The organism is Halalkaliarchaeum sp. AArc-CO (genome assembly GCF_024972735.1).
Taxonomy (GTDB): Archaea; Halobacteriota; Halobacteria; order Halobacteriales; family Haloferacaceae; genus Halalkaliarchaeum.
In genome coordinates, this window is sequence record NZ_CP087723.1 from 2353295 (window position 1) to 2375370 (window position 22076).

At 65.1% G+C, this 22076-nt stretch carries 14 protein-coding genes and 6 pseudogenes; 2 read left to right on the plus strand and 18 right to left on the minus strand.

Annotated elements, in window-relative coordinates:
• Positions 1 to 3: 3 nt before the first annotated feature.
• From AArcCO_RS12370 to AArcCO_RS12395, 6 genes are all read right to left on the minus strand, one after another.
• On the minus strand, positions 4 to 423 hold the full coding sequence (locus AArcCO_RS12370) for a DUF5790 family protein (RefSeq protein WP_259533818.1): 420 nt from the start codon (positions 421 to 423) through the stop codon (positions 4 to 6).
• Between the two features lie 73 nt (positions 424 to 496).
• The gene (locus AArcCO_RS12375) at positions 497 to 844 is read right to left on the minus strand and encodes a dihydroneopterin aldolase family protein (protein ID WP_259533819.1); all 348 of its coding nucleotides are present in this window, start codon (positions 842 to 844) and stop codon (positions 497 to 499) included.
• A 65-nt stretch (positions 845 to 909) separates the two neighbouring features.
• Positions 910 to 1626 carry a type 1 glutamine amidotransferase gene (locus tag AArcCO_RS12380; protein WP_259536436.1) on the minus strand — a complete coding sequence of 239 codons (717 nt, stop codon included), beginning with the start codon at positions 1624 to 1626 and terminating at the stop codon, positions 910 to 912.
• Positions 1627 to 1748: 122 nt separating this feature from the next.
• Complete coding sequence (locus tag AArcCO_RS12385; RefSeq protein ID WP_259533820.1) at positions 1749 to 2531, minus strand: alpha/beta fold hydrolase; 783 nt, start codon at positions 2529 to 2531, stop codon at positions 1749 to 1751.
• Positions 2532 to 2538: 7 nt separating this feature from the next.
• Complete coding sequence (gene alaS / locus AArcCO_RS12390) at positions 2539 to 5319, minus strand: alanine--tRNA ligase (protein ID WP_259533821.1); 2781 nt, start codon at positions 5317 to 5319, stop codon at positions 2539 to 2541.
• Between the two features lie 89 nt (positions 5320 to 5408).
• Positions 5409 to 7595: an elongation factor EF-2 gene (locus tag AArcCO_RS12395; RefSeq protein ID WP_259533822.1), complete on the minus strand. Its 2187-nt coding sequence runs from the start codon at positions 7593 to 7595 to the stop codon at positions 5409 to 5411.
• Positions 7596 to 7787: 192 nt separating this feature from the next.
• Between AArcCO_RS12395 and AArcCO_RS12400 the strand changes: the two genes are divergently transcribed.
• Positions 7788 to 8534 carry a DUF5781 family protein gene (locus tag AArcCO_RS12400; protein ID WP_259533823.1) on the plus strand — a complete coding sequence of 249 codons (747 nt, stop codon included), beginning with the start codon at positions 7788 to 7790 and terminating at the stop codon, positions 8532 to 8534.
• A 21-nt stretch (positions 8535 to 8555) separates the two neighbouring features.
• Here the strand turns inward: AArcCO_RS12400 and AArcCO_RS12405 are convergent, their stop codons facing one another.
• The 3 genes from AArcCO_RS12405 to AArcCO_RS12415 form a co-directional block, all read right to left on the minus strand.
• A complete protein-coding gene (locus AArcCO_RS12405) occupies positions 8556 to 9935 on the minus strand; it encodes a PQQ-dependent sugar dehydrogenase (RefSeq protein ID WP_259533824.1) in 1380 nt (459 codons plus the stop codon).
• A 132-nt stretch (positions 9936 to 10067) separates the two neighbouring features.
• On the minus strand, positions 10068 to 10700 hold the full coding sequence (locus AArcCO_RS12410; RefSeq protein ID WP_259533825.1) for a 30S ribosomal protein S7: 633 nt from the start codon (positions 10698 to 10700) through the stop codon (positions 10068 to 10070).
• Complete coding sequence (locus tag AArcCO_RS12415; protein WP_089672529.1) at positions 10700 to 11128, minus strand: 30S ribosomal protein S12; 429 nt, start codon at positions 11126 to 11128, stop codon at positions 10700 to 10702. Before AArcCO_RS12415 ends, AArcCO_RS12410 begins: the two co-directional genes overlap by 1 nt.
• 331 nt (positions 11129 to 11459) lie before the next feature.
• On the opposite strand from AArcCO_RS12415, the gene AArcCO_RS12420 reads away from it, so the two are divergent.
• On the plus strand, positions 11460 to 12500 hold the full coding sequence (locus AArcCO_RS12420; RefSeq protein WP_259533826.1) for a DUF7125 family protein: 1041 nt from the start codon (positions 11460 to 11462) through the stop codon (positions 12498 to 12500).
• An 80-nt stretch (positions 12501 to 12580) separates the two neighbouring features.
• Here the strand turns inward: AArcCO_RS12420 and AArcCO_RS12425 are convergent, their stop codons facing one another.
• From AArcCO_RS12425 to rpoB, 9 genes and pseudogenes are all read right to left on the minus strand, one after another.
• Positions 12581 to 13420, minus strand: coding sequence for a DUF7537 family lipoprotein (locus AArcCO_RS12425; protein ID WP_259533827.1), 840 nt, complete (start codon positions 13418 to 13420; stop codon positions 12581 to 12583).
• Between the two features lie 139 nt (positions 13421 to 13559).
• Entirely contained in the window at positions 13560 to 13979 is a 420-nt protein-coding gene (locus tag AArcCO_RS12430; protein WP_259533828.1) for a NusA-like transcription termination signal-binding factor, read from the minus strand.
• Positions 13980 to 13985: 6 nt separating this feature from the next.
• Positions 13986 to 14960, minus strand: a pseudogene (rpoA2, locus tag AArcCO_RS15980) (DNA-directed RNA polymerase subunit A''); the annotation flags it as partial.
• Positions 14961 to 14966: 6 nt separating this feature from the next.
• A pseudogene (locus AArcCO_RS15985) lies at positions 14967 to 15566 on the minus strand (DNA-directed RNA polymerase subunit A''); the annotation flags it as partial.
• Positions 15558 to 15821 (minus strand): annotated as a pseudogene (locus AArcCO_RS12445) (DNA-directed RNA polymerase subunit A''); the annotation flags it as partial. The pseudogenes AArcCO_RS15985 and AArcCO_RS12445, both read right to left, overlap by 9 nt.
• Positions 15814 to 17193, minus strand: a pseudogene (locus tag AArcCO_RS15915) (DNA-directed RNA polymerase subunit A'); the annotation flags it as partial. The pseudogenes AArcCO_RS15915 and AArcCO_RS12445, both read right to left, overlap by 8 nt.
• A gap of 1260 nt (positions 17194 to 18453) precedes the next feature.
• A pseudogene (locus tag AArcCO_RS15920) lies at positions 18454 to 18681 on the minus strand (hypothetical protein); the annotation flags it as partial.
• Positions 18676 to 20232: pseudogene (locus tag AArcCO_RS15925) on the minus strand (DNA-directed RNA polymerase subunit A'); the annotation flags it as partial. The pseudogenes AArcCO_RS15920 and AArcCO_RS15925, both read right to left, overlap by 6 nt.
• Positions 20233 to 20239: 7 nt before the next feature.
• Positions 20240 to 22066, minus strand: coding sequence for a DNA-directed RNA polymerase subunit B (gene rpoB / locus AArcCO_RS12455; RefSeq protein ID WP_259533830.1), 1827 nt, complete (start codon positions 22064 to 22066; stop codon positions 20240 to 20242).
• Positions 22067 to 22076: the final 10 nt, after the last annotated feature.

The following is a 22076-nucleotide window of genomic DNA, read 5'->3' on the forward strand; positions in this document are numbered from 1 at the left end:
CGATCAGTCGTCGGTCGCGTCGTCGTCCTCGTCAGCCGCCTCCTGAAGTGCACCCCGTAGCTCCGGCACCGTGCTCGTGAGCGCGGTGACGTCCTCACGGGCGGCCTCGATCGTCTCCAGCAGCGCCGACAGCTCCTCGAGATCGGCCTCCAGGTCGTCTGCGTCCTCGAACGCGTCGGCGCGTTCGCCCATGGTGTACCACTTCTTCGCCTGCCGCAGCTCCTCGGCGGCGTCGCCGACGTCGAGCGCCGACTTCAGTCCGTTGAGCGCACCGAGCACGTTGTCCGCGTCCGTCTCCCAGACGTCTTCCGGGGACGGCAGCTCCGCGCGGGCCGTCTCGAGGTGTGACTCGACGTCCTCGCGCATCTCGTCGGCCGCTTCGCCGAACAGTTCGTCGTCGCCGAACGTGGTCTGACTGCTCATGGCCGGCGGTTCGACGCCGACAAATGTAAATCCGTGCCCGAAAGCGAAAGTGAAATGGGCGGAAACGTGGCGGCTATCCCCCGAGATCGACGCTTTCGAGTTTCATCAATGGATAGCCGTCGGAAAGCTCCATGCGAGTCTCGGCGACGATTCCGTCGTACTCGATTCGCATCTCGACGTCCATGAGCGAACCCGTAAGCTCCGTGTAGCCGTTCTCGTGATCGATCGCCTCGCGAACCCGGTCGTCGTCGATTCGAACAGTGACCGACTCGCAGTACGGCTGGTTTTCGATCGCCTCCGCCATTGCCGTCTCCAGCGACCGGGTGCTGTCGGGACTGACGGGTGTGCCGGCGAACTGGTGATAGAGAGTTCCGAACTTGATGCCGGCCTCGAAGCAGGCCCGCTGGGCGTCCGTTGGCATACCCGAAGCGAAACGCCCACCGCCCTAATAGCTCCCGGACCCGGCGGGGGGTTGTGGCGATCCGGTCACGCTGTGACCCGGCGCGACTGTTCGACGAACGAATGGAAGTTGTCGAACAGTTGCTTCACCTCGCAGGCGGCGGCGTGGTTTTCGGGCGTGATTTCGGCGAGCACGGCGTCGACCGTCTCGTCGCCGAGTCGGTCGCGTTTCCCCTCGGTCACTTCCCGTGCGGTGTCGATGTCGTACTCGGGGTGAAACTGGACGCCCCAGGCGTGGCCCTTCCGGAACGCGTGGATCCCGTACTCGTTCTCAGCGAGCACGCGCGATCCCGGGGGCGGGTCGACGACGACGTCACCGTGGGTGGTAAACGCCGTGAACCGGCGGCCGATCCCCGTGAGGACCGGATCGTCGTCGACGCAGCGCCGGATCTCGTTGTAGCCGATCTCGAAGCCGTCCATCCCGGCGACCCGACCGCCCAGCGCCTCCGCGATCACCTGATGGCCGTAACAGACCCCGAGGATCGGGAGCCCCCGATCGTAAGCGTCGGCGACGTACTCCAACAGCGGCGGAATCCAGGATTCGTCCCAGTACACCGACGACCGCGATCCCGTGACGACGACCCCGTCGAAGTCGAAGACGGCACCGTCGGGGTAGCCGCCGGGAAGCTCCCCGCCGGCGGCGTCGTACTCCACGAGGTCGGCGTTGAGCTCCCGTCGGAAGTTGCGTCGGGTGCTCGCACCGTCGTGTGCGGCGTTCAACAGTGCGAGGCGAGTGTCGGTCATCGACAGCCCGTAGCCGACCGACCCAAAAAGAGGTTGCGCCCGCGGCGGGGATTTGCCGAATCCCGTGACGCCGGAGTGGTGGAGTGTACGTTTCTCGATGTCGGAGTCGCGGTGTGTCCCCCTCACGTCCGTCGATCGTCCAGCCACTCGACCAGCCGATCGTTGACCAGCCGCGAGGCCTCGACGTGTGCGAGGTGGCCTGCCTCGGGGACTGGCTCGTAGACGCCCCGTGGCAATCCCTCCGCGAGCGCACGACCACTGGAGGGCGGACACTGGTCGTCGAGTTCGCCGTGGATCACGAGGGTCGACTGCGTCAGCTCGTAGAGCCGATCAGCAGCGTCGAACTCATCGATTGCGGAACGCTGGGCCTCCCAGACCCGTCTGTCTGCGTCCTCCCGGGCCCGCCACTCCACGATCGAGTCGACGACCTCGGGCTGACGTTCGGGGAACCCCGGCGAAAGCGCAGCCAGAACCGACGAACGAAGCGCCTCCCGGTCGTCCGGCGGCGCCCACAGCGGCTCCGGATCGAACTCCTCTCCCGACGGGGGCGTTCCCAGGACCACGACGCTTTCGACGCGCGTAGAGCGCTCTGCCGCCGACAGCGAGACCATCCCGCCGAGCCCGCAGCCGACCAGGTGGGCCTTCCTGACGCCGGCGTCGGAGAGAATTGCCTCGAGATCGGCAACGAGTTCCGCGAGCCGGTACGGCCCGGGCGGAGCCTCGGAGCTGCCGATTCCTCTCATGTCGTACACGAGACTCTCGTACGGGCCGGCAACCGCGGCGTGTTGCCACCCCCACTGCCAGGCGCCGAAACCGATCTCTCCGACGAACACGACGGTCGGTGCGTCCGGATTGCCGTCCACCTCGTAGTACAGCGACCGTCCCTCGCAGGTGGCGTACGGCACGGTGGGGTCAGTCGGCCGCGAGCAGGTTTTTGAGCACGTCCGGAGCCGACTCCAGGGCCTCGTCGAGCCGGTCGACCTCCGGGCCACCGCCCTGCGCGAAGTCCGGCGGTCCGCCGCCGCCACCGCCGACGCGTCCGGCGAGTTCGGAGACGACTTCGCCGGCGTTCACCCCGGTCCCCTCGGGGACGCCGACGACGAACTGTGCGGATCCGCCGGCGCCCGAGCCGAGTACGGCGATCTTTCCCTCCTCGACCAGGGCGTTCGCGGTGGCGCGAAGCTCGTCCGGGTCGCCGTCGAGCCGCTGGATGACTGCCGGCGTCCCGCCCACGTCGACCTCCTCGGCGTCGGCGCTTGCCCGCAGCTCCGCGAGTTCGCTTTTGAGTTCGTCGATAGTTTTGCCCCGCTGCTTCCACTCCTCGAAGAACCGTTCGGCCGTCTCGGGGACGTCCATCGGATCGACGTCGAGCACCTCGGCTGCGTCCAGCAGGGCGTCCTCGGTGCGCTGGGTCGCCTCGATCGCGGCCGTCCCGGCGGCAAACACCAGCCGCTCGACCCCGTCCTGTACGGGTTCGGTCTTGAGCAGCTTTATCGTCCCGACCTCGCCGGTCCGGGCGACGTGGGTGCCACCACACGCCTGAACGTCCTCGTCGATGTGGATCAGTCGGACGTTGCGTCCCGGCGGGATCCCACCCTGGTACAGGTCGAAGCCGTGCTCTTTTTCTGCCTCGTGACGGTCGGGCCACTCGACTTTCACCCCGACGTTGTCCATCACGATCTCGTTTGCGACCCGTTCGATCTCCGTTTTCTCCTCTCGGGAGATCCGCTCGTAGTGACGGACGTCGAGACGGGAGGAGTCGATCCCCTTCTGGGCCCCGGCCTGCCGGACGTGTTCGCCGAGCACCTGCCTGGCGGCGAACCCGACGATGTGAGTGGCGGTGTGGTGGCGCATCAGCCGGCGGCGGCGGTCGACGTCGATCTGTCCGCGGACGATCTCGCCTTTCCCGGGATCGCCGTCCGCCCTGTGGAGGATCACGCCGTCGTGAATCTGGACGTCCGTGATCTCCACGGTGGCGTCGGCGGTCGAAAGCGTCCCGTGGTCGGCAGGTTGCCCCCCGCCTTCGGGGTAGAACATCGTCCCGTCGAGCACGACGTCGAACTCGCCGTCGACGCGCTCGAACACGTCCAGCACGACGGCCTCGAACTCCGTCCGCTCCTGGTCTTCGTAGTAGAGCCGTTCGGTCTCCGGGAGGTCCTCGATCCGGTCGTCCGTCGCGGTGTCCCGATCGCCCGCCTCCTCTTCGTCGTGGCGCTTGGCGACCAGCGAGTAGAAGTCGTCCGGGACGTCGACTGTCGCCCCCCGATCGGCCGCGATCTCCTCGACCATCTCCGGCTGTATGCCGTGGCTGTCGTACAGCTCGATCAGCTCCGAAAGCGGGATCGGCTCCCCGGTGCCGGCGTACTCGTCGGCGAGTTGCTTGACCTTCCGGGTGCCCCGCTCGAGCGTCCGGCGGTACTTCCGCTCTTCGGTACGGACCATCTCGCGGATCGTGTCGCGGTTCCGGTAGCCGAGCCGCTCGGCCTGCATGTCGACCAGCTCGTCGAGCGGTGCGTCGACGCCGACCCGGTCGACCAGCCGCTTCGTCCGGCGCAGCACCATCCGCGCGAGATACCCCGTCCCGACGTTCGAGGGGACGATCTCGTCGCCGAACATGTACGCCAGCGTCCGGCAGTGGTCAGCAATCGCGTAGATGTCCTCCAGCGGTTCCATCAGCTCCCGGAGTCGACCCACGTCGACGTCGAGTTTCTCGGCGACGTCTTCGCGGGCTGACTCGAGGTCGTCGACGTCGTCGATGTCCATCCGGCCGGCGAGTTTGGCCGCACGGTGGACGAGTTCCTCCTCCTCGGACGTGTGTTCGACGTCGGCGTTGTCCTTCAGGAACGCGATCGCGTCGGGGTAGATCGCCTCGTACACCGTCGGCGTCCCCTGGCTCATCCAGGTCCACCGTTCGAGCCCGTAGCCGGTGTCGACGATGTAGGTGTCCATCTTCGAGTACCGGTTGCCGTCCTTCAGTTCGTACTCCCCGTCTGGGTCCTGCTCCATCGACATGAACACGAGCGTCGCCAGCTCCGCGCCCCGGTAGATCACCTCGATCGCGGGGCCGGCGTTCCCCCCGCCGACCCAGGGGTCCTCGATGTAGGTGATCTCCTCGAGGTTCGCACCCATCGACTCGAAGAACTGGTCGCAGTACCGGACGGTCTCGTCCTTCCAGTACACCTCCCCCTCGTAGGCGTACTCGTCGGGATCCTCGATGTCCTCCCGGGCGTTGAACGCGTGGTGGGCCATCATCTCGAATGCCATCGTGTGCCGGCCCGTCTTGCCCACGTTGTCGATGTCCTGCATCCGGATGCACGGCTGAGAGATGCACAGCGGATTCGCCGGCGGCGGCGTGGTTCCAGAGGTGACCAGCGGCTGGAAGTCGTATATCGACGCCTGAGTCAACAGGACGTCGTCCCGCCACCGGTTCGCCGCCACGGGGTACGGGTCGATTCGTTCGTGGCCGTGCTCCTCGAAAAACGAGAGGAACGCCTCCCGCATCTCCTCGAGGGTGTACTCCCGGTCGAATCCGGGGTTGTCGATGAACGAGTAGTCCTCACACGGCGGCTCGCCACACAGTTCTCGGTCGGGGTCCCGCGTCCAGAAGTGAGCACCGCAGGAGGAACACTCCGTCCGCTGGAACTCTTCCTCCTCGAAGTAGTCGAGACGGTACTCGTCGTCGAGGTCGCTCATTACCCCTTTTTCGCCCGTGATCGATCAAAAGGGTTCCGGGCCGGCGGCGAGTACCCGAACGGAAACTGCAGAGAAAACGGACGAGTCGGCTAGAAGTAGTCGATCGAGGAGGGGAGTTCCAGCTTCATCCCCTTTCGCTCGCGGATCTCCATGATCTTCTCGCGCTGCAGGTTGTCCGCCATCACCCGGAAGCCGGCGTTTTCGGTGTTCCAGGAGGCGCGGCCCTCGGTGGCCGACCGGATGTCGCTCGCGAAGCCGATCATCTCGTCGACCGGGGCGATCCCCTCCACGACCATGAGGTCACCCTCCTGGTACATGTCGTCGACGCGGCCGCGACGGCCCTGGATCTCGCCGGAGGCGGCGCCCATGTGCTCGTTGGGGACGTCGATCCGGACCTGCTGGATCGGCTCGAGCAGGCGGATCTCGCCGTCGATCAGCGACCGGTGGACCGCCTGCCGGACCGCCGGGATCACCTGTGCGGGGCCGCGATGGATCGCGTCCTCGTGCAGCCGGGCGTCGTGCAGGCGCAACAGTGCACCCTGGACGGGCTCTGCGGCCAGCGGACCGTCGTCGAGCGCCTCGACGATCCCCTCGATCACCAGCTCCATCGTCTCGTTGAGGTGCTGGATCCCCTTCGTGTCGTCGACGAAGACGTTCGTGTTGTGGATGTCCTCGACGTTCTGGGAGGTGTCCTTGTCCATGCCACACTCCTGGAGCTGCTCGCGGCGCTCCAGTTCGGGCATGTCCATCGAGATGTTCCCCAGTTTGATCCCCTCGACGATGTCGTCGGCCAGGGGTTCGACCGTGATGTAGAACCTGTTGTGGCGGTTCGGGGAGATCCCCTCGACCTCGTCGCTGGCCTGCTGGGGCTGCTCCCGGTAGACGACGATCGGTTCGCCGGTGATCACCGGGATGTCGTTGTTCCGCTCGATTCTCTGGGTGATCACCTCGAGGTGGAGCTCGCCCTGCCCGGAGATCAGGTGCTCGCCGGTGTCCTCGTTGATCTCGATTTTGATGGTGGGGTCCTCCTTCGACACTTGCTGGAGCACCTCGATGAGCTTCGGCAGGTCGTCCATCTTCTCGGCCTCGACGGACTTGGTGATCACCGGCTCGGAGATGTGCTCGATCGACTCGAACGGCGTCATCTCCACCGAGGAGACGGTCGAACCGGCGATCGCGTCGCGCAGACCCGTCACGGAGGCGATGTTCCCCGCCGGGACGCGGTCGACCTCCTCGCGCTCCCCGCCCATGAAGATCCCGACCGACTGGATCCGGTTTTTACCCGCAGTGCCGGAGACGTACAGCTCCTGACCCTTCTCGATCGTTCCGGAGAACAGCCGCCCGGTTGCGATCTCGCCGGCGTGAGGGTCCATCGAGATGTCGGTTACCATGAAGACGACCTCCCCCTCGTCGTCGACGAGCTGCATCTGTTCTGCGAGCTCGAGAGTGTCGTCGCCCCGCCAGATCGTCGGGATCCGTTCGGGCTGTGCCTTCAGCGGGTTCGGGAAGTGCTCGGCGACCATATCGAGCACGACGTCCGAAAGCGGCGACCGCTTGCGGAGCTCGTCGCGTTTGTCGTTGCGCTCCATCTCGATGATGTCCCCGAAGGAGATGCCGGTCTCCTGCATCGACGGCAGCGACACTGCCCAGTTGTACAGCGCGGAGCCGAACGCGACGGTGCCGTCCTCGACGGACACCTTCCAGCCTTCCTCCTCGTACTTCTCCTCGGACATCCCGCGGATGAGCTCGTTGACGTCGGCGATGACGTCCTGGAGGCGCTGTTGCATCTCCTCGGGCCCCTCCTGGAGCTCGTTGATGAGTCGGTCGACCTTGTTGATGAACAGCGCGGGCTTTACGTTCTCCCGCAGCGCCTGCCGGAGGACGGTCTCCGTCTGGGGCATCGTCCCCTCGACGGCGTCGACCACCACGAGCGCACCGTCGACGGCACGCATCGCCCGCGTGACGTCGCCGCCGAAGTCGACGTGGCCTGGCGTGTCGATCAGGTTGATGAGGTGGTTCGTGTCCTGGTACTCGTGGGTCATCGACACGTTCGCCGCGTCGATCGTGATGCCACGCTCCTGTTCGTCCTCCTCGGTGTCCATCGCGAGCTGCTGACCGGCCAGATCCTCGGAGATCATCCCCGCGCCGGCGAGGAGGTTGTCTGTAAGCGTCGTCTTGCCGTGGTCGATGTGTGCGGCGATGGCGATGTTCCGGATGTTCTCCGGTTTGTCCATCAGCCGCTCACACTCTTGTACGATTTTCTTCCGTCGGCCCATTATACAGCGTTATACCGAAAGCAGGGTCAAAAGGGTAGTGTTTCGTCGCAGCGAGAATCCCCGTGCTCGGGTGTGTGAGGTGGTCTCGTGAGGAAACTTCCCGAAGAGGCCACGGCGAGGGGAAGAGGCCGGAACTGGGCAGTCGCCCCCCGAGAAAGAGTCATACGTCCACGACCCCTGAAACCGGTACACATGGACGTGCGCGTGCAGGGGAATGCCCCCACGAGTCCGTTCTTGAGCGCGGCCGACGTGTTCGAGACCGAGTACGACCTCGAGAAGCCGGTGGAGGTTCACGTACGCGGGGACCCCGACGAGCGGACCTGGGCAGCACATTATCCCACCCATCACACACTCAACATCTCCGCGACGGCGGCCACGAGCGCGATGGCCCGCGAACTCGCGCTCCACGAGTTCTCCCACATGGCCCGGTACGAACAGGGGCACGCCTCACACCTGCAGTCGACCGAGGAGGCGCTGTTTCTCGCGCTCGCTGGCGAATCCGTCGAGCGCCGGAAGCTCTCCCACTGTTACCAGATCGCAAACCACATGAAGGACATCTACGCCGACGACATCACGCTCAGCCTCGCGCCGGCGGACAAACTGGTGTCGTTTCTGGAGTCACGGCTGGCGGCTGCGGTCGCGGATCGGCCGACCCCGTCGCCCCGACCGGGATCTCGACTCGCGACGGTGGGATCGGATCCGGAGATCACCGCGGTGAACGCGGCGTTCGCGCTGGCGCTCGTCGAGCGTCACGACCTCGCCTCCAGCGAGCACCGGCTGTACGATCTCGCCCGCATCGCCGAAAGCGACGCCCCCTCGATCGACGTGGCCGCGTTCAAACGGCGGTTCCGAACGCTGGGACCGGATCCAACCGAGAGCGGCTACCGCAAGGCGCTCGTGGACGCGACCCGGGCGTACGCCACGGAAAGCGGCGCCTGATCCTGGCGGTTCGACGACTCTTCACGACGGTGTGATCCTCACCAGCCGATCGTCGCCCTCCTGCGGGAAGGCGTCGCTCGCCCGCCCGTCCCGGTTCGACGTGACCGCATACAGCGTCCCGTCGGGCCCCTGTTCGACGTGTCGGATGCGTCCGAGTTCACCGTCGAACACCGAGTGGGCGACCGCCTGCCAGTCCGGGTCGAGCCAGTCCTCGTCGTACCGGGTACCTCCTTCGGCGTCCGGTTCGGGTCCGTCGGCCGGCGACAGCGTCACGACGAACAGCTGTTCGGAGCCGAGCCCGCCGACCAGCAGTCGATTGCGCAGCGACGACACTGCCTCCCCCGTATAAAATACTGCCCCCGCCGGCGCCCAGGTGTCGGACGGACCGCTGTTGATGACGGGACGATCGAAGTCAGTGTCCGGATACTCGTCGCCGTCGCGAGCCTCGGGAAACCCGTGGTTCTCCCCCGGCGACAACACGATGATCTCATCGCGAGCGTGCGGACCGTGTTCGGAGATGACCGGCGTTCCGTCCGGCAGGAATGAAATCCCCTGGGCGTTCCGGTGGCCGTAGGTGAACACCCGGGGGTCGGCACCCTCACCGAGGTCCGGGTTGTCCTCCGGGGCGGAGCCGTCGGGTTCGATCCGGAGTATCTTCCCCGCGAGCGAGCCGGGGTTTTGTGAGTGTTGTTCCGGCGACCCGGCGTCGCCGGTCGCGATCCACAGGTAGTTTTCGGGACCGAACGCGATCCGGCCGCCGTTGTGGATCCGATCACCGGGAACGCCCTCGAACACCGTCGTGTGGGTTTCGGCCGGATCGTCGACACTCACGTCGTAGTAGGCCAGGCGGTTGCGCTCGCCGCCGTGGCCGTCGTAGGTGTAGTAGACGTACAACAACGGGACGTCGGGATAGTTCGGGTGAACCGCGATTCCCATCAGGCCACCCTCACCGCCGCCGGCCCACCAGCCGCCCTCGTCCCCGACGTCGATCGCCTCCGCGTCGACGACGTCGTCGGGTTCGGCGATAGCCTCGACCGTCCCCGCGTCGTACCGGAGGATCCGGCCGGGGCGTTCCGAGACGAACAGCTCGCCGTCGGGCGCGAACGCGAGGTCCCACGGGATCTCGAGCCCCTCGACGAGCGTCTCGACGTCGTACTCGCTTTCGGGCGGCTCCGCCGGCGGCTCCCACTCCGGATCGTAGCCGTCCCAGGAATCGATGTCGTGGTCGACCGAGAGGTCGTACTCCGCCTCGACCGGATCGGGGTCGGTTGCCTCCTGTGGTTCGTTGGCTTCAGGATCCTCGTCACTGCCGGGATCGTCTACGTCCAGACAACCCGCCCCAACGACCATCGAACCGACACCCAGAGCCGAGAGGGCTCGACGACGCGTCAATCGTTCCATGGGAGCACACGGACGCCCGGCCACTAACGTGTTACTCTGTGGAGACAGGAAGACCGACCGATTGGATCAAAAAACTCGACAGGGAAATGGAAAATTAGAGAAGAGATCGCTGCCCGAACTCGAAGTGGGGAATTACCTGGCTGCGGCGGCGACCCGCTCCCGTTCTTCCTTCTGGGAGATCGGGTACGCCTGGACGTCGTAGTCGGCTGCGCCGATGAGCTGCGTCGCCAGCGCCTCCGCCGCCGGTGTCGGCGACTTGAACGTGGCGTTCTTGACGCCTTCGGCGATGAACTTCAGCGCCTGGTCGACCCGGCGCTGGGGCGCGACGTCGACCGCCTTCGGAACGGAGATCCCGCCGTATTTCAGCCGGACAGTCTCCTCCCGAGGGGCGGCGTTCTCGACGGCGCGCACGAGCACCTGTACCGGGTTCTCCTCGGTGCGCTCGTGGACGATCTCGAGGGCGTCGCGAACGATGTTGAGCGTCTGCTGTTTCTTGCCCGTGTTCTCCTCGGTCTGCATCAACCGGTTGATGAGGCGCTCGACGATCGAGATCTCGCTTTTCTCGAACTGCTTCGACGAGTGACGGCCCATCGTGTGCGCCACCGGCGTGACGTTGATGTACCGCTGCGTGCTCGGATCCGAGTACTCGATGTCGCTTACGTCCCAGACGCCGAACAGCAGCGCGTTCGACGATCCACCCGACTCCTCGGTCTCCTCCTCTTCGGCGTCGACTTCCGCCTCGGGTTCTGACTCTGACTCGCTCATTATCGCACCGGTTTCTCCGCGTTACCGCGAACGAGTTCGATCATCGATACGCCGTTGACCTTCTCGACCTTGTAGTTCACGCCCGAGAGGTCGCCCATCGCGCGACCCTTCGCGCCGCCGATCCCGGCGATCGTGACCTCGTCGTGCTCGTCGATAAAGGAGATCGCGCCGTCGCCCGGACAGAAGGCGGTGACCTGCTTGCCGTTCTTGATCAGCTGGACGCGAACACACTTTCGGATCGCGGAGTTCGGCTGCTTTGCCTCGATGCCGACCTTCTCGAGGACGATCCCGCGTCCCTGCGGGGCGCCCTCGAGCGGATCGGACTTCTTCTTGAGCCCGCGCTCGCGCCGAGCGTACTCGGAGTCGGACCAGCGTCGCTTCTGCCGGTCCTTCTTGAGCTTGCGGGCGGCGTATTTGCCGTTCGCCATTGTACACCCGAATTCTCCGTGGAACTACTTAAGCACCGTCATTCGGGGGCGACGAAACGGATCGAGCGGCTAGTAGCGGTGGCTATAAAGCGATCTGAGTCGGTTTCGCGGACTCGACAAGGTAGAAACGACGCCAGCTAACGGCCGCCGAGGTTCCGAACGCGCCACAGAGGCTGTCGTTCCCGAATCGGGGCTGTTGCCGTCTTTCCCTTCGGGAGACGTTACTTTCCCTTCGGGAGACGTTATCAGGCGCGGTAACTTGACAATCATCTATAAATGTTCCCGCAAATACCGACGAAACGGGACAACCGACGTCCCGGGGTACGACGGCATGACAGACACCGACGCGCGAGGGGAGACGGACCACGAGGATGAAGACGAGATCGGCCGACTGTTTCCGTTCGAGGAGGACCCCGAAGATCCGGAACCCGACGCCGACGCCGACGCCGACGATTCCGAGGCGGACGAGGGTTCCAAACAGGATACCGACAGCACCAGCGAGACGCAAGGTGACGCCGCCGACCGGAGTTCCACCGCCGACCCCCCGGTCCATGGTGGAGCCGACGGTGAGCTGGATCTGGACGGGGACGTCGAACTCGGCGAGGAAACGCTCGGCCCCGTACCCGAATCCGGACCGACCAGTTCCCCGGGAGAGGAGTTCGATGGCGACCTGTCGACACTCGAGGACGACGCCCGAATCGAGAGAGAACAGCCGCCGGAACAGCCTGCTGGCAACCGGCTCTCGACGGGTATCGAACCGCTCGACCGACAGCTCGACGGCGGGATTCCGCCCGGCCGACTCGTCACGTTCGTCGCGCCACCCGACGCCCAAAGCGAGCTCCTGATAAAGGAGTTGGCCACCGAACGAAACACGCTGTACCTGTCGACGATCCGTCCGCGCTGGGAGATCGAAGAGGAGCTCAGGGATCACATCCAGCGAAATCACGACTCGGGCGACGCACGGGACGCCCGGATCAAACAGCTTCCCACGGACGCGAGGATCGAGACCGCGCGGACGTACATCGACGATCTCGAAAACCGGTCGCTTCTGATCGTCAACGCCGCAAACGAGCTCGAAAACGAGGCCGAACACAGGTACGCCGAGTTCCTGAACGCAGTCAAGGAGGCGCTGTGGGACACCGCGAGCATCGGCCTGTTCTATCAGATCAAAGACGAGCAGTCCCCGCCGGGTCGGACGATCACGCTGCGCCGGTCAGATCTGGTGTGGGAGCTGCACAAATCCATGCAGAACACCGGGATCGACAACTACCTCGAGGTGTCGAAGTTCCGCGGCGGCAGCGCTCTCGACGATCCTCTCAAGCTCAAACTCACCGACGAGGTCGAAATCGACACCAGTCGCGACATCGCCTGATAATGGGTATTGTAGTGATATACCGGCCGAGAATACTCAGTACGAGTGGCGTTTCCTCCGACCGCTGAGACGGTTCCCGATCAGTCGCTATCGCCGTCTTCTTCGCGGGCGTCTTCGACCCACGCCGGTTCTGGCAGCGTCGTCTCGCCGACTTCGAGGTACTCGCTAGTTTCGACGACGTGTACGTCCTGTCCGTCCGTTTCGCCATCGAACTCCTGGGTGAGTTCACGAATGATACCTCGTTCGTCGACGACGAGCGTCGCTTCGCCGTCTGTCACCGTCCCGGAAACGTCCCGGTCGCCCTCGAAGTCGGTTCCGGTGAACTGATAACAGGTCAGCTCCCCGCACTGCTGTGTCTCCTCGAACGTGAAGCTCCACTCGGAAATCGCCCCCGTTCCGGTACGTGCGTCGGAGCGCATCTCCGCTGTGAACTCGTCGGTCGACCGGTCGATCGAGTCGACGGAGTACTGGGTATCATCGCCGGCGATTTCGCGCACGTACATGGTGTCGCCCTCGGTGTAGAGAGTCAGCTGCTCGGGCGTGTCGCGGAACTCGTTGTCGAAGAGCTGCCGTTCGTGCTCGAGGTTCCAGGCTGTGTCGAGCGTCTGGTTTTCGAACCACGGGATCGGGTGATCCTCGCCGTCGTGGGACGTGGCGATCTCGGAGGCGACGGTGAAGCTTCCCGCGTCCATCACTGCCTCTATGTGCGCCCCCTCGAGCGCGTCGGCGTCGAGTTCGCCGTCTTCGATCCACGGCTGCTCTTCGGCCGCAGACTCGTCGTCCGTCTCGCCCGGCTCGGTCGCCGGCGTGTCGGTCGGTTCAGTCGGCGTCGCGTCCGGGTCGTCGCCCGGCGCGAGCGCGGTACAGCCCGCGGTGACCAGCAGAACTGCGACCGCGAGAATTGCAATCGTTCGTCGCATGGCTCGTCTGCGGGGCCCCCGGTACAAAATCGCAGCGATCACAGCTGCCAGTCAACTGCTCCGGGGTCACCCCCCGAGGCACGCTCCCTGTTATCTCTGTAGAAACCGCTCCCCGGAAAAACGGCGGGTCGGGCTCCAGCTACGTGAGCTGGACGTCGTCGACGTCGTGATGCCGCCCCGCGAGCCGGCGTGCCGCCTCGATGTTCCGCCCGTCGGTGCCGATCGCGACCCCGCGGTCGGCCGGCTCGACTTCGACGTACGCCACCCGATCGTTCTGCTCGGAGATCGTCACGCCCCTCACCGCTGCCGGTGCGAGCGCGTTCGCCACGAACGCCTCCGGCGTCTCGGCGTACTCGACCAGCTGGACCTGCCGCCCCAGCTCCGCTTGCACGCGATCGACTGTCCGGCCGCCCGGTCCGATCGCCTCGCGCATCTCACCGGGCGGGACGACAAACACCAGACGGTCCTCCTCGACCAGGCAGTCGCGCGGCGCAACCCCCGTCAACTCGTCGAAGCGACCGATGTACCTGCGTGCCGCATCCGAGAGGGTCACCCGCATCGCCGATCAGTCGTCCGACCTGGGGGCGGAGCCGCCAGTCGTCCCCATCCGGAGATCGACGTCGCCGGTGCCAAGCGAGATCGGCTTGCCGACGATGACGTTCTCGATGACGCCGTCGAGTTCGTCGCGCTCGCCGTGGATCGCAGCGTCGAGCAGGTGGTTCACCGTCACCTCGAACGCCGCCCGGGCGAGCACGGAGTCCTTCGAGCCGGAGATGCCGTGGCGACCGATCGACTCGATCGTACCCCTGTTCGTCATGATGTCTGCCACCAGCATCAGGTGCCTGACGTTGACGTCGCCCAGCCCCTGCTCTTCGAGGGTGGTGTTCGTCTCGTTGATGATCGCCTCGCGGGCCGCCTCGACGCCCAGCGTCCGGTAGATCTCGTGGATGTTGTTACACGTCGTCCGGGTCGGATCGACGCCCTCGATTTCGAGGACGTCGCCGAACGCCGACCCCTCGGTGTAGAGGACGAACTCCTCGCCGTCGTCGGTCTCCTCCTTCCGGATGACGACGCGGTCGACCTCCTCGATCCCCTTGAAGACGACGTCGCGCAGCTGTTCGACCAGCTGGAGCAGCTGTCGATAGGAGGGGCTCGGCGGGCCGAACTCGACCAGCGTCCCCTGCTGGCGGGTGTCGACTCCCAGCGCGTCTTCGATCGTCTCGGCGATCTCTTCTGCCACGACGTTCGGGTCGTCGTAGGTCGGCCAGCGCTCCAGCAGCGTCTCCTCGTTGAGGTCGATCTGGACGAGCATGTCGGCGACGTTCGTCGAGACGTCCCCAAGCGCGAGGATCTTCGTCGCTTCGATCGACCACACCACCTCGTGGGCTTTGTCGCGGTTGTCCGCGTACTCGCCCTCGAGATAGACGGTCATCATCGGCGTGTCGGGGGTCTTCCGGGCGTCCACCAGCTCGATGAGGCGTGGCAGGCCCTGGGTGACGTCGATCTCGGCGACGCCGGCGTAGTGGAAGGTGTTCATCGTGTTGTGCGTCACGACGCCTTCCGCGGTGGTGAACGTCTCCAGGCCCTCGACGGAGAGGTCGTACACGTACTCGTGCCCGCTGGTGACCGGCTCGATCGACTCGATCCGATCCCAGGCGACAGTTTCGGCATACTGGTCGACATTTGCGGTCGGCGACGCAGCCACACCGCCGTCAGTCAACGTCTGTTCGGATTCGAAATCTGTGAAATCGGCACGTGCGATTTCCGGATCGAACTCGCCGACGACAGGGAGCTCCTCGCCTTCCTCAAGGGAGTCGCCGGCTACCGGCACGATCTCATCGTTCTCTTTAATCACGAACGAGTGGGCCTTCGTCGCCCGAATCGTTCGGCCGGATTCGAGTTCGAACTCCAGCAACTCGTCGGGAGTCTCGTGTCGACTGACTTCCTCGACAGCTTTCCACCGCACCTGTTCGTCTTCACCGAGGCTCAGTGCTTCCATGCCATCGGGGGCCAGCGCAACTTCGTGTCCGTCAAACGTTCGCGTCTCTCCGGACTCCATGACGTCGTCGACGAGCGTTCCGATATCGACGATGTCGGTCTCACCGTCCTGTCGGACGATTATCCGTTCATCGGCCGGGACGCTCATCTGCGTTCCCGGCTCCCCGATCGACTGGGCGCTGACGGTTCCCACTGGATCGAGCGGATCGACCCGCGTCTGGCGGTAGCGGTTCTCGACCGCTTCCGCGATATCGCTCGCCTGTTCGATGCTGACCGAGCCGTACTCGCCGGCCTTCCGGTCGATGGTCGCGTACACCTCGTCTTTGAGGCGACGCGGGAGTTCGGTGTCCTCGACGATCGCCTCCATGTCCTCGGTGACGTTGGGGTAGTCGGCTTCAGTCATCGGATTCCACCTCCGTATCGAGGCCCTGTGCTTTGTCCAGGCCCGGACCGGCGTACTCCGAGAGGTTCGTCGGCGGCTCCCGGCGACCCAGGAACTCCTCGCGCTCCTCCTCGGAGTCGAACTCCGCTTCGAGCACCCTGTCTGCGATCTGGTCGACGTCGATGTCGTTGTCCTCGCTGGAGGAGACCCGCACCGGGGAGGTGCCGTCCTCGCCGAACTCGAACTGGACGATCGTGTCCGAGGTGTCCCGGACGGTGCCGTCGTACTGCGCCTCCAGTTCCGAGAGTGCGTTGATCAGCCGGCGCTGCAAGTAGCCGGACTTCGAGGTCCGCACCGCCGTGTCGACCAGCCCCTCGCGGCCGCCCATGGCGTGGAAGAAGAACTCCTTGGGCGTGAGCCCGCCGCGGTAGGAGTTCTCCACGAATCCGTGTGCGTCCGCCGAGAGGTCGTTGGGTTCGAAGTGCGACAGCGTCCGGTCCTCGTAGCCGCGATTGATCCGCTCGCCGCGCACTGCCTGCTGGCCGACACAGCCGGCCATCTGGGTGAGGTTGAGCATCGAACCGCGGGCGCCGGACTGGGCCATCACGACCGCCGGGTTGTCCTCCGTAAAGTGCTGTTCGGCGATGTCGCCGGCGGAGTCGCGTGCCTTGCCCAGCGTCTGCATGATCTTCATCTCCAGCGTCTCGTCGACCGTCCGGCCGGGAAGGCTCTCGAGTTCCCCGACCTGGTACGTTTCGATGAGCTCCTCGACCCGGTCGTAAGCGCTTTGAATCGCCTCGTTGACCTGCTCTTCGGCCTGCTGTGGGATCGACTCGTCGTCGATCCCGATCGAGAAGCCGAAGTGCATGATCGCCCGCATCGCCAACGCGGCGACCTCGTTCACGAACACGCGGGCGCGGGTCTCCCCGTACACCTTGGTGATGGTGTCGACGATCTCGCCGCCGAACTCGCCGACCCCCTCCGAGTCGATCGTCCCCTCGAGCAGCTCGCCGTTCTCGATGACGACTGTGTCGCCGGCCTCGCTCGTGAACTCCATCGTCAGGTCGTCGGGGAGCAGCAGCGAGAAGATGCTCCGGCCGGTCCAGTAGGACCCCTGCTCGTTTTCGCCGTCCGGCTCGGGGAGGTCGTCGATCCGGGTCGCACGCAGCAGGTCCAGCGCCTGCGTCTCCGTGAACTCCGGATCCTCGTGGGTGAGCAGATACATCCCGGAGATGTGGTCCTGGATCGCCCCGATAATGTTCTCGCCGAACCGGGGGCTGAGGATCTGCTCTTGAACCCGCATCAGTACCCGCGCCTCCGCGCGGGCCTCCTCGTTTTGCAGCGCGTGCATGTTCATCTCGTCGCCGTCGAAGTCGGCGTTATAGGGTGGGCAATTGCTTCCGACAAATTCGTTCGTAATAAACCGGTGCGCGTCGTCAACCGTGGTGACGTCGTACACGCGTTCTTCGGGGACCTCCTCGATCGCTGAGATCGGTTCCCGGATTAGACCTTCGCTCTCGTCGACGACGCGGTCGCTCTTCCAGACGTCATACCCCGGGAAGTCGTTCGCTCGCGGCTGAACGATGTCACGCTGTCGCCAGCGCCTCACTCGCTTCGGATCCACGTCGTGCTCTTCGGCGAGTTCGGTTAGCTCCCCGTATTCCCCGTTCGCGGTGCGTGCAGCCGTCGCGATCCTCGCGAGCCGGTCGAGTTCGTCGATCTTCTCCGATAGATACGCGTACGCGAAGCGTGCCTCCGCGTCGGCTGCCCGGTTGTACGTATAGCCGATGCGGCCAAAGAGGTTCCGAAGCGCCTCCTGTCCGGCGTCGAGTTCGGCCGATAGCGTCGTCGAGATGGACCCGTCAACGCGCCGGTTTCCGTCGTCCTCGCGGACGTTCGAGATGCGGGTTCCGAACTCCTCAAGGAGTTCGTTCACGTCCCCGATGAACCGGCGTCCGGAATCGAACACATCGTCGGTCTTGGCGACTTTGAAGACGGGCTGTTTGAACAGCTTCGATCCTCGCGGTGCCGGTGTCGAGAGTTCGGCGCCGAAGTACGCACTGAGGAAGTTCCGCTTGACGGCTTTCGGGCCGGTCATAACCCAGTCGGGAACGGTGAACTCTGCGGTCGTCTTGTCCCCGGCCGGCACACCCAGCGCGGCCATGAACGTGGCCAGGGGCTTGCTGCGAAGTTCCATCGCGTAGCCGCCCCCGGACACGTCGACCGTCGAACCGTCGGCCGCGACGATCTGTGCTTCGTTTTCCTTGTACCGGGGGTCCTCGGGTTCGAAGCCGAGGCGTTCGAGATCCATCCGGATCTCCCCCAACTCCTCTCGAGGGGCCCGGAAGATCAGTCGGGCACGGTGTCCGTCGAGTTCCAGCGTCCCGTCACCGAACAGATGGCCGATCAAACGGGCGGCGGCGACCCCATTCCGTGAGTGAACGTCGAACGGGAGCAGTCCCTCGAGGTTCTCGAGAGTGTACTCGAGATACGTTTCCGGGGGGGCAGCGGCCCGGATGTCCCCCTCGGTTATGGCGGTCTGTTCCCGTGCGTCGGGCTCGAACTCGGGGAGGTCGATCGGACGCCGAACCAGGCGGTCGCCTTCCGACAGTTCTTCGACTCGAACGAGGCCGTCGGGCGTCTGGAGCGGATGGTCCGACGTGGCGACGATCTCGCCGCCCGACGCCGTCTCGATCCGATTGACGCTAGCCCCGTAATCGCTCGGTCGAAGCGACCAGAAGTCCTGCAGGCCAGTCCCCCTGAGTTCGCCGTCCCCGGGATCGTACGTAGAGACGACCTCCTCGTTCCAGTCGTTCTCGAGGTTCTCGATCCGACGTTCGTAACCGCCACAGTCGACCCGCGTATCCCCGGCCACGCACACAGTCGTGTTGAGCCGGAACGTCTTGTACGGCATCACCACGACCTCGTGAGCCATGATCGACATCCGGTGCAGCGACGGCTGCCGGTTGAAGATCACGATGTCGCCGTCGACCAGGTGACGGTTGACCTCCCAGTCGACTTCGACCTTATCGGCGAGTTCCTCGCAGTTCTTCTCGGTGACCTTCAGCCGACGACCGTCCGGCCGTCGGACGTAGTTCGCACCGGGGTGGTCTTCGGGACCGTTCCTGACGTACTGTCTGGCCCGGTCGAGGTTCCGTTCGGTCACGTTCATCGTCTGGGTCATCTCCTTTGCGACCCGGTCCGGAACGCCGACCTCGTTCAGCGAGAGGGTCGGGTCCGGCGAGATGACCGTCCGGGCGGAGAAGTTCACGCGCTTGCCGGACAGCGAGCCCCGGAAGCGCCCCTCCTTGCCCTTCAGTCGCTGAGAGAGCGTCTTGAGGGGGCGACCCGACCGGTGACGTGCCGGCGGCGTGCCGGAGATTTCGTTGTCGATGAACGTCGTGACGTGGTACTGGAGCAGTTCCCAGAGGTCCTCGATGATGAGCTGTGGCGCGCCGGCCTCGCGGTTCTCCATGAACCGCTGGTTGATCCGGATGATGTCGACCAGCTTGTGGGTGAGATCGTCCTCCGAGCGCTGGCCGTTGTCTAGCGTGATCGACGGCCTTGCGGTCACCGGCGGTACCGGCAACACGGTGAGGATCATCCACTCCGGGCGAGAGTTCTCGGCGTTGATCCCGAGTACCCGGAGGTCCTCGTCCGGGATGTCCTCGAACCAGTCGCGGATGTCGGAGGGCATCAGCTTGTTCATGTCCTCCTCGGTGAGGTCCACGTCGAGTTCTTTCTCCAGGCTCCGACGGTCCTCCTTCCGGGGGCGGAACTCGCCAGAGAGGATCTGATTGACCCGTTCGAGGGCGATGTCCGTTTCTTCGGCGAGCTCCTGGGGCGAGATCCCGCGGTCGTCCTCGTCGTCGGGATCGGGCTGCATCGCGTCGGCGATGCGCTCGGAGTAGTTCCCGGCCAGGACGTCCTGGACCTCGTAGTAGGTCGTGGGCTTTTCGTGTTTGATGTCCGCCTGCGGCGACCCACAGTGGGGACAGCGACTTGCCTTGCGAGCCTGCCGCACCGCCGCTTTCAACACGTCGTTGGGGTCGTTCCCCAGCTCCCGAGTCCGTTCGAGTTTCTCGCGGAACTCCTCCATCTCGTCGGGCATCAACGCGAGCCGTCCACACTCCCTGCAGGTCGACCGCAGGAGCCGGCGGATCAGCTTCGCGAATCCGACGTGGATCACCGGCGCGGCGAGTTCGATGTGTCCGAAGTGGCCGTTACAGGAGCCGGAGTGTTTGCCGCAGGTGCGACACTCCAGACCCGGATCGATGACGCCGAGACGGGGGTCCATGAGCCCCATGTCGATCGGGTAGCCGTCGTCGTCGTACGTGTCCGCCGTGATGACCTTCGTCGCGGACATGTCCCGATACGTCTCCGGATCCATCAGTCCGAAGCTGATTCCGCCGATCGTTTTGGGTGATTGCATTGCCATGTTAGACTGCGTCCTCCAGTTCGAGCTTCGGCCGGATGCCGAGCGCCTTCATCTCGTCGAGCAGGAGCTTGAACGCGTAGCTCACCTCGATCTCGTGGATGTTGTCGTCGTTGCCGGTGATCGGATCGTACACGCGGCGTTGCTCGACGTCCTCGACGGCGACCATCCCCGTGTCCGCGGAGACGTACACGTCCTCTCTGTCAGAGGAGTCGAGCAGCCGTTCCTTCAGCGCCATCGCGGCGCCGTGCCCGATGAGCACCTCACGTTCCATCTCGCCGACGCGCAGGCCACCCTCCCGGGCGCGCCCCTCCGTCGGCTGGCGGGTGAGCACCTGCACCGGCCCGCGGGAACGGGCGTGCAGCTTGTTCGAGACCATGTGGTACAGCTTGTGATAGAAGATGGTCCCGACAAAGATCTCCGCCTCGATCTTCTCTCCGGTGACTCCGGAGTACATGACCTCCTTTCCGCTGGAGTCGAAGCCGTGCTCCTCGAGCGCCTCGCGGAGTTCCTCTTCGTCCTCGCCCTGGAACGGCGTCCCGTCGACGCGGCGGCCCTCGAGGGATCCGACCTTGCCCCCGAGCATCTCCAGCACGTGGCCGACCGTCATCCGAGACGGAAGCGCGTGGGGGTTCAAAACGAGGTCCGGCACCACGCCCTCCTCGGTGAACGGCATGTCCTCCTGTGGGGCGAGGTGACCCACGACTCCCTTCTGTCCGTGTCGCGAGGCGAACTTGTCCCCGAGTTCGGGGATCCGCTCGTCGCGTACCGACACCTTCGAGAGTTTCGAGCCGTCCTCGCCCTCCATCAGGGTGACGGTGTCGACCACGCCGTCCTCGCCCGATCGCATGGTCACACTGGTTTCGCGCCGTTTCTGCGGGGAGAGCCCGCCCATGTCGTCGGGCTCCTCGAGGAACCGCGGCGGCGACGTCTTCCCGAGCAACACCGAGTTCTCGTCGACCGGCGTCTCGGGGTTGACGAGGCCGTCCTCGTCGAGATGGGTGTATGCGTCCTCTCCGCGTGCGCCACGGACGTCCTGACTGGGGATCTCGAAGCGGTCCTCCTGCCCGCCGGGGTAGCGGCGTTCCTCGCCCTCGTAGGTCCGGAAGAAGTGCGACCGGGCGAGCGCGCGGTCGACAGATCCCTTGTTCATCACCAGCGCGTCCTCGATGTTGAACCCCTCGTAGGACATCACGGCCACAACGAAGTTCTGGGCTGCGGGCCGCTTGTCGAAGCCGATCTGATCGCTCGTCTGGGTGTTCACCATCGCGAGCTGCGGGTAATGCAGGAGGTGCTGGCGGGTGTCCGGACGGATCCGGTAGTTCGCCGCCGGCAGGCCCAGCGACTGTTTCATCATCCCTGCCCCCATCGTAATACGGGGCGATGCGTTGTGCTCTGGGTAGGGGATCATTCCGGCGCCGATCCCGAAGATGAGCTGCGGGTCGACCTCGAGGTGAGTGTGTTTCGGCGTTAGCTCGTCCTCGTCGACGGCGACGTAGATGTCCTCCTCCTCCTCGGCGTCGATGAACTCGACGTAGCCGCGTTCGACGAGGTCCTCGAAGTCGATGTCGCCGCGTTCGAGCGCCTCGACGTGTTCCTCCTCGAGGAGGGGTTCGCCGTCCTCGACGACGATGAGTGGCCGTCTCGCCCGACCGGCGTCGGCGTTGACGATGACCTCCTTGGTTCGGGGATTGACCGAGACGTTCACCATCCGGGAGATGTCGCCGCGGCGGCGCGCCTCCCTGATTCGTTCTGCGAGCTGTTCGGGGTCGGGATGTGTTCCGACCAGACTGCCGTTGACGAAAACTTTCGCGTCGCGTGCCTGAGCCATGTTGTTGTAG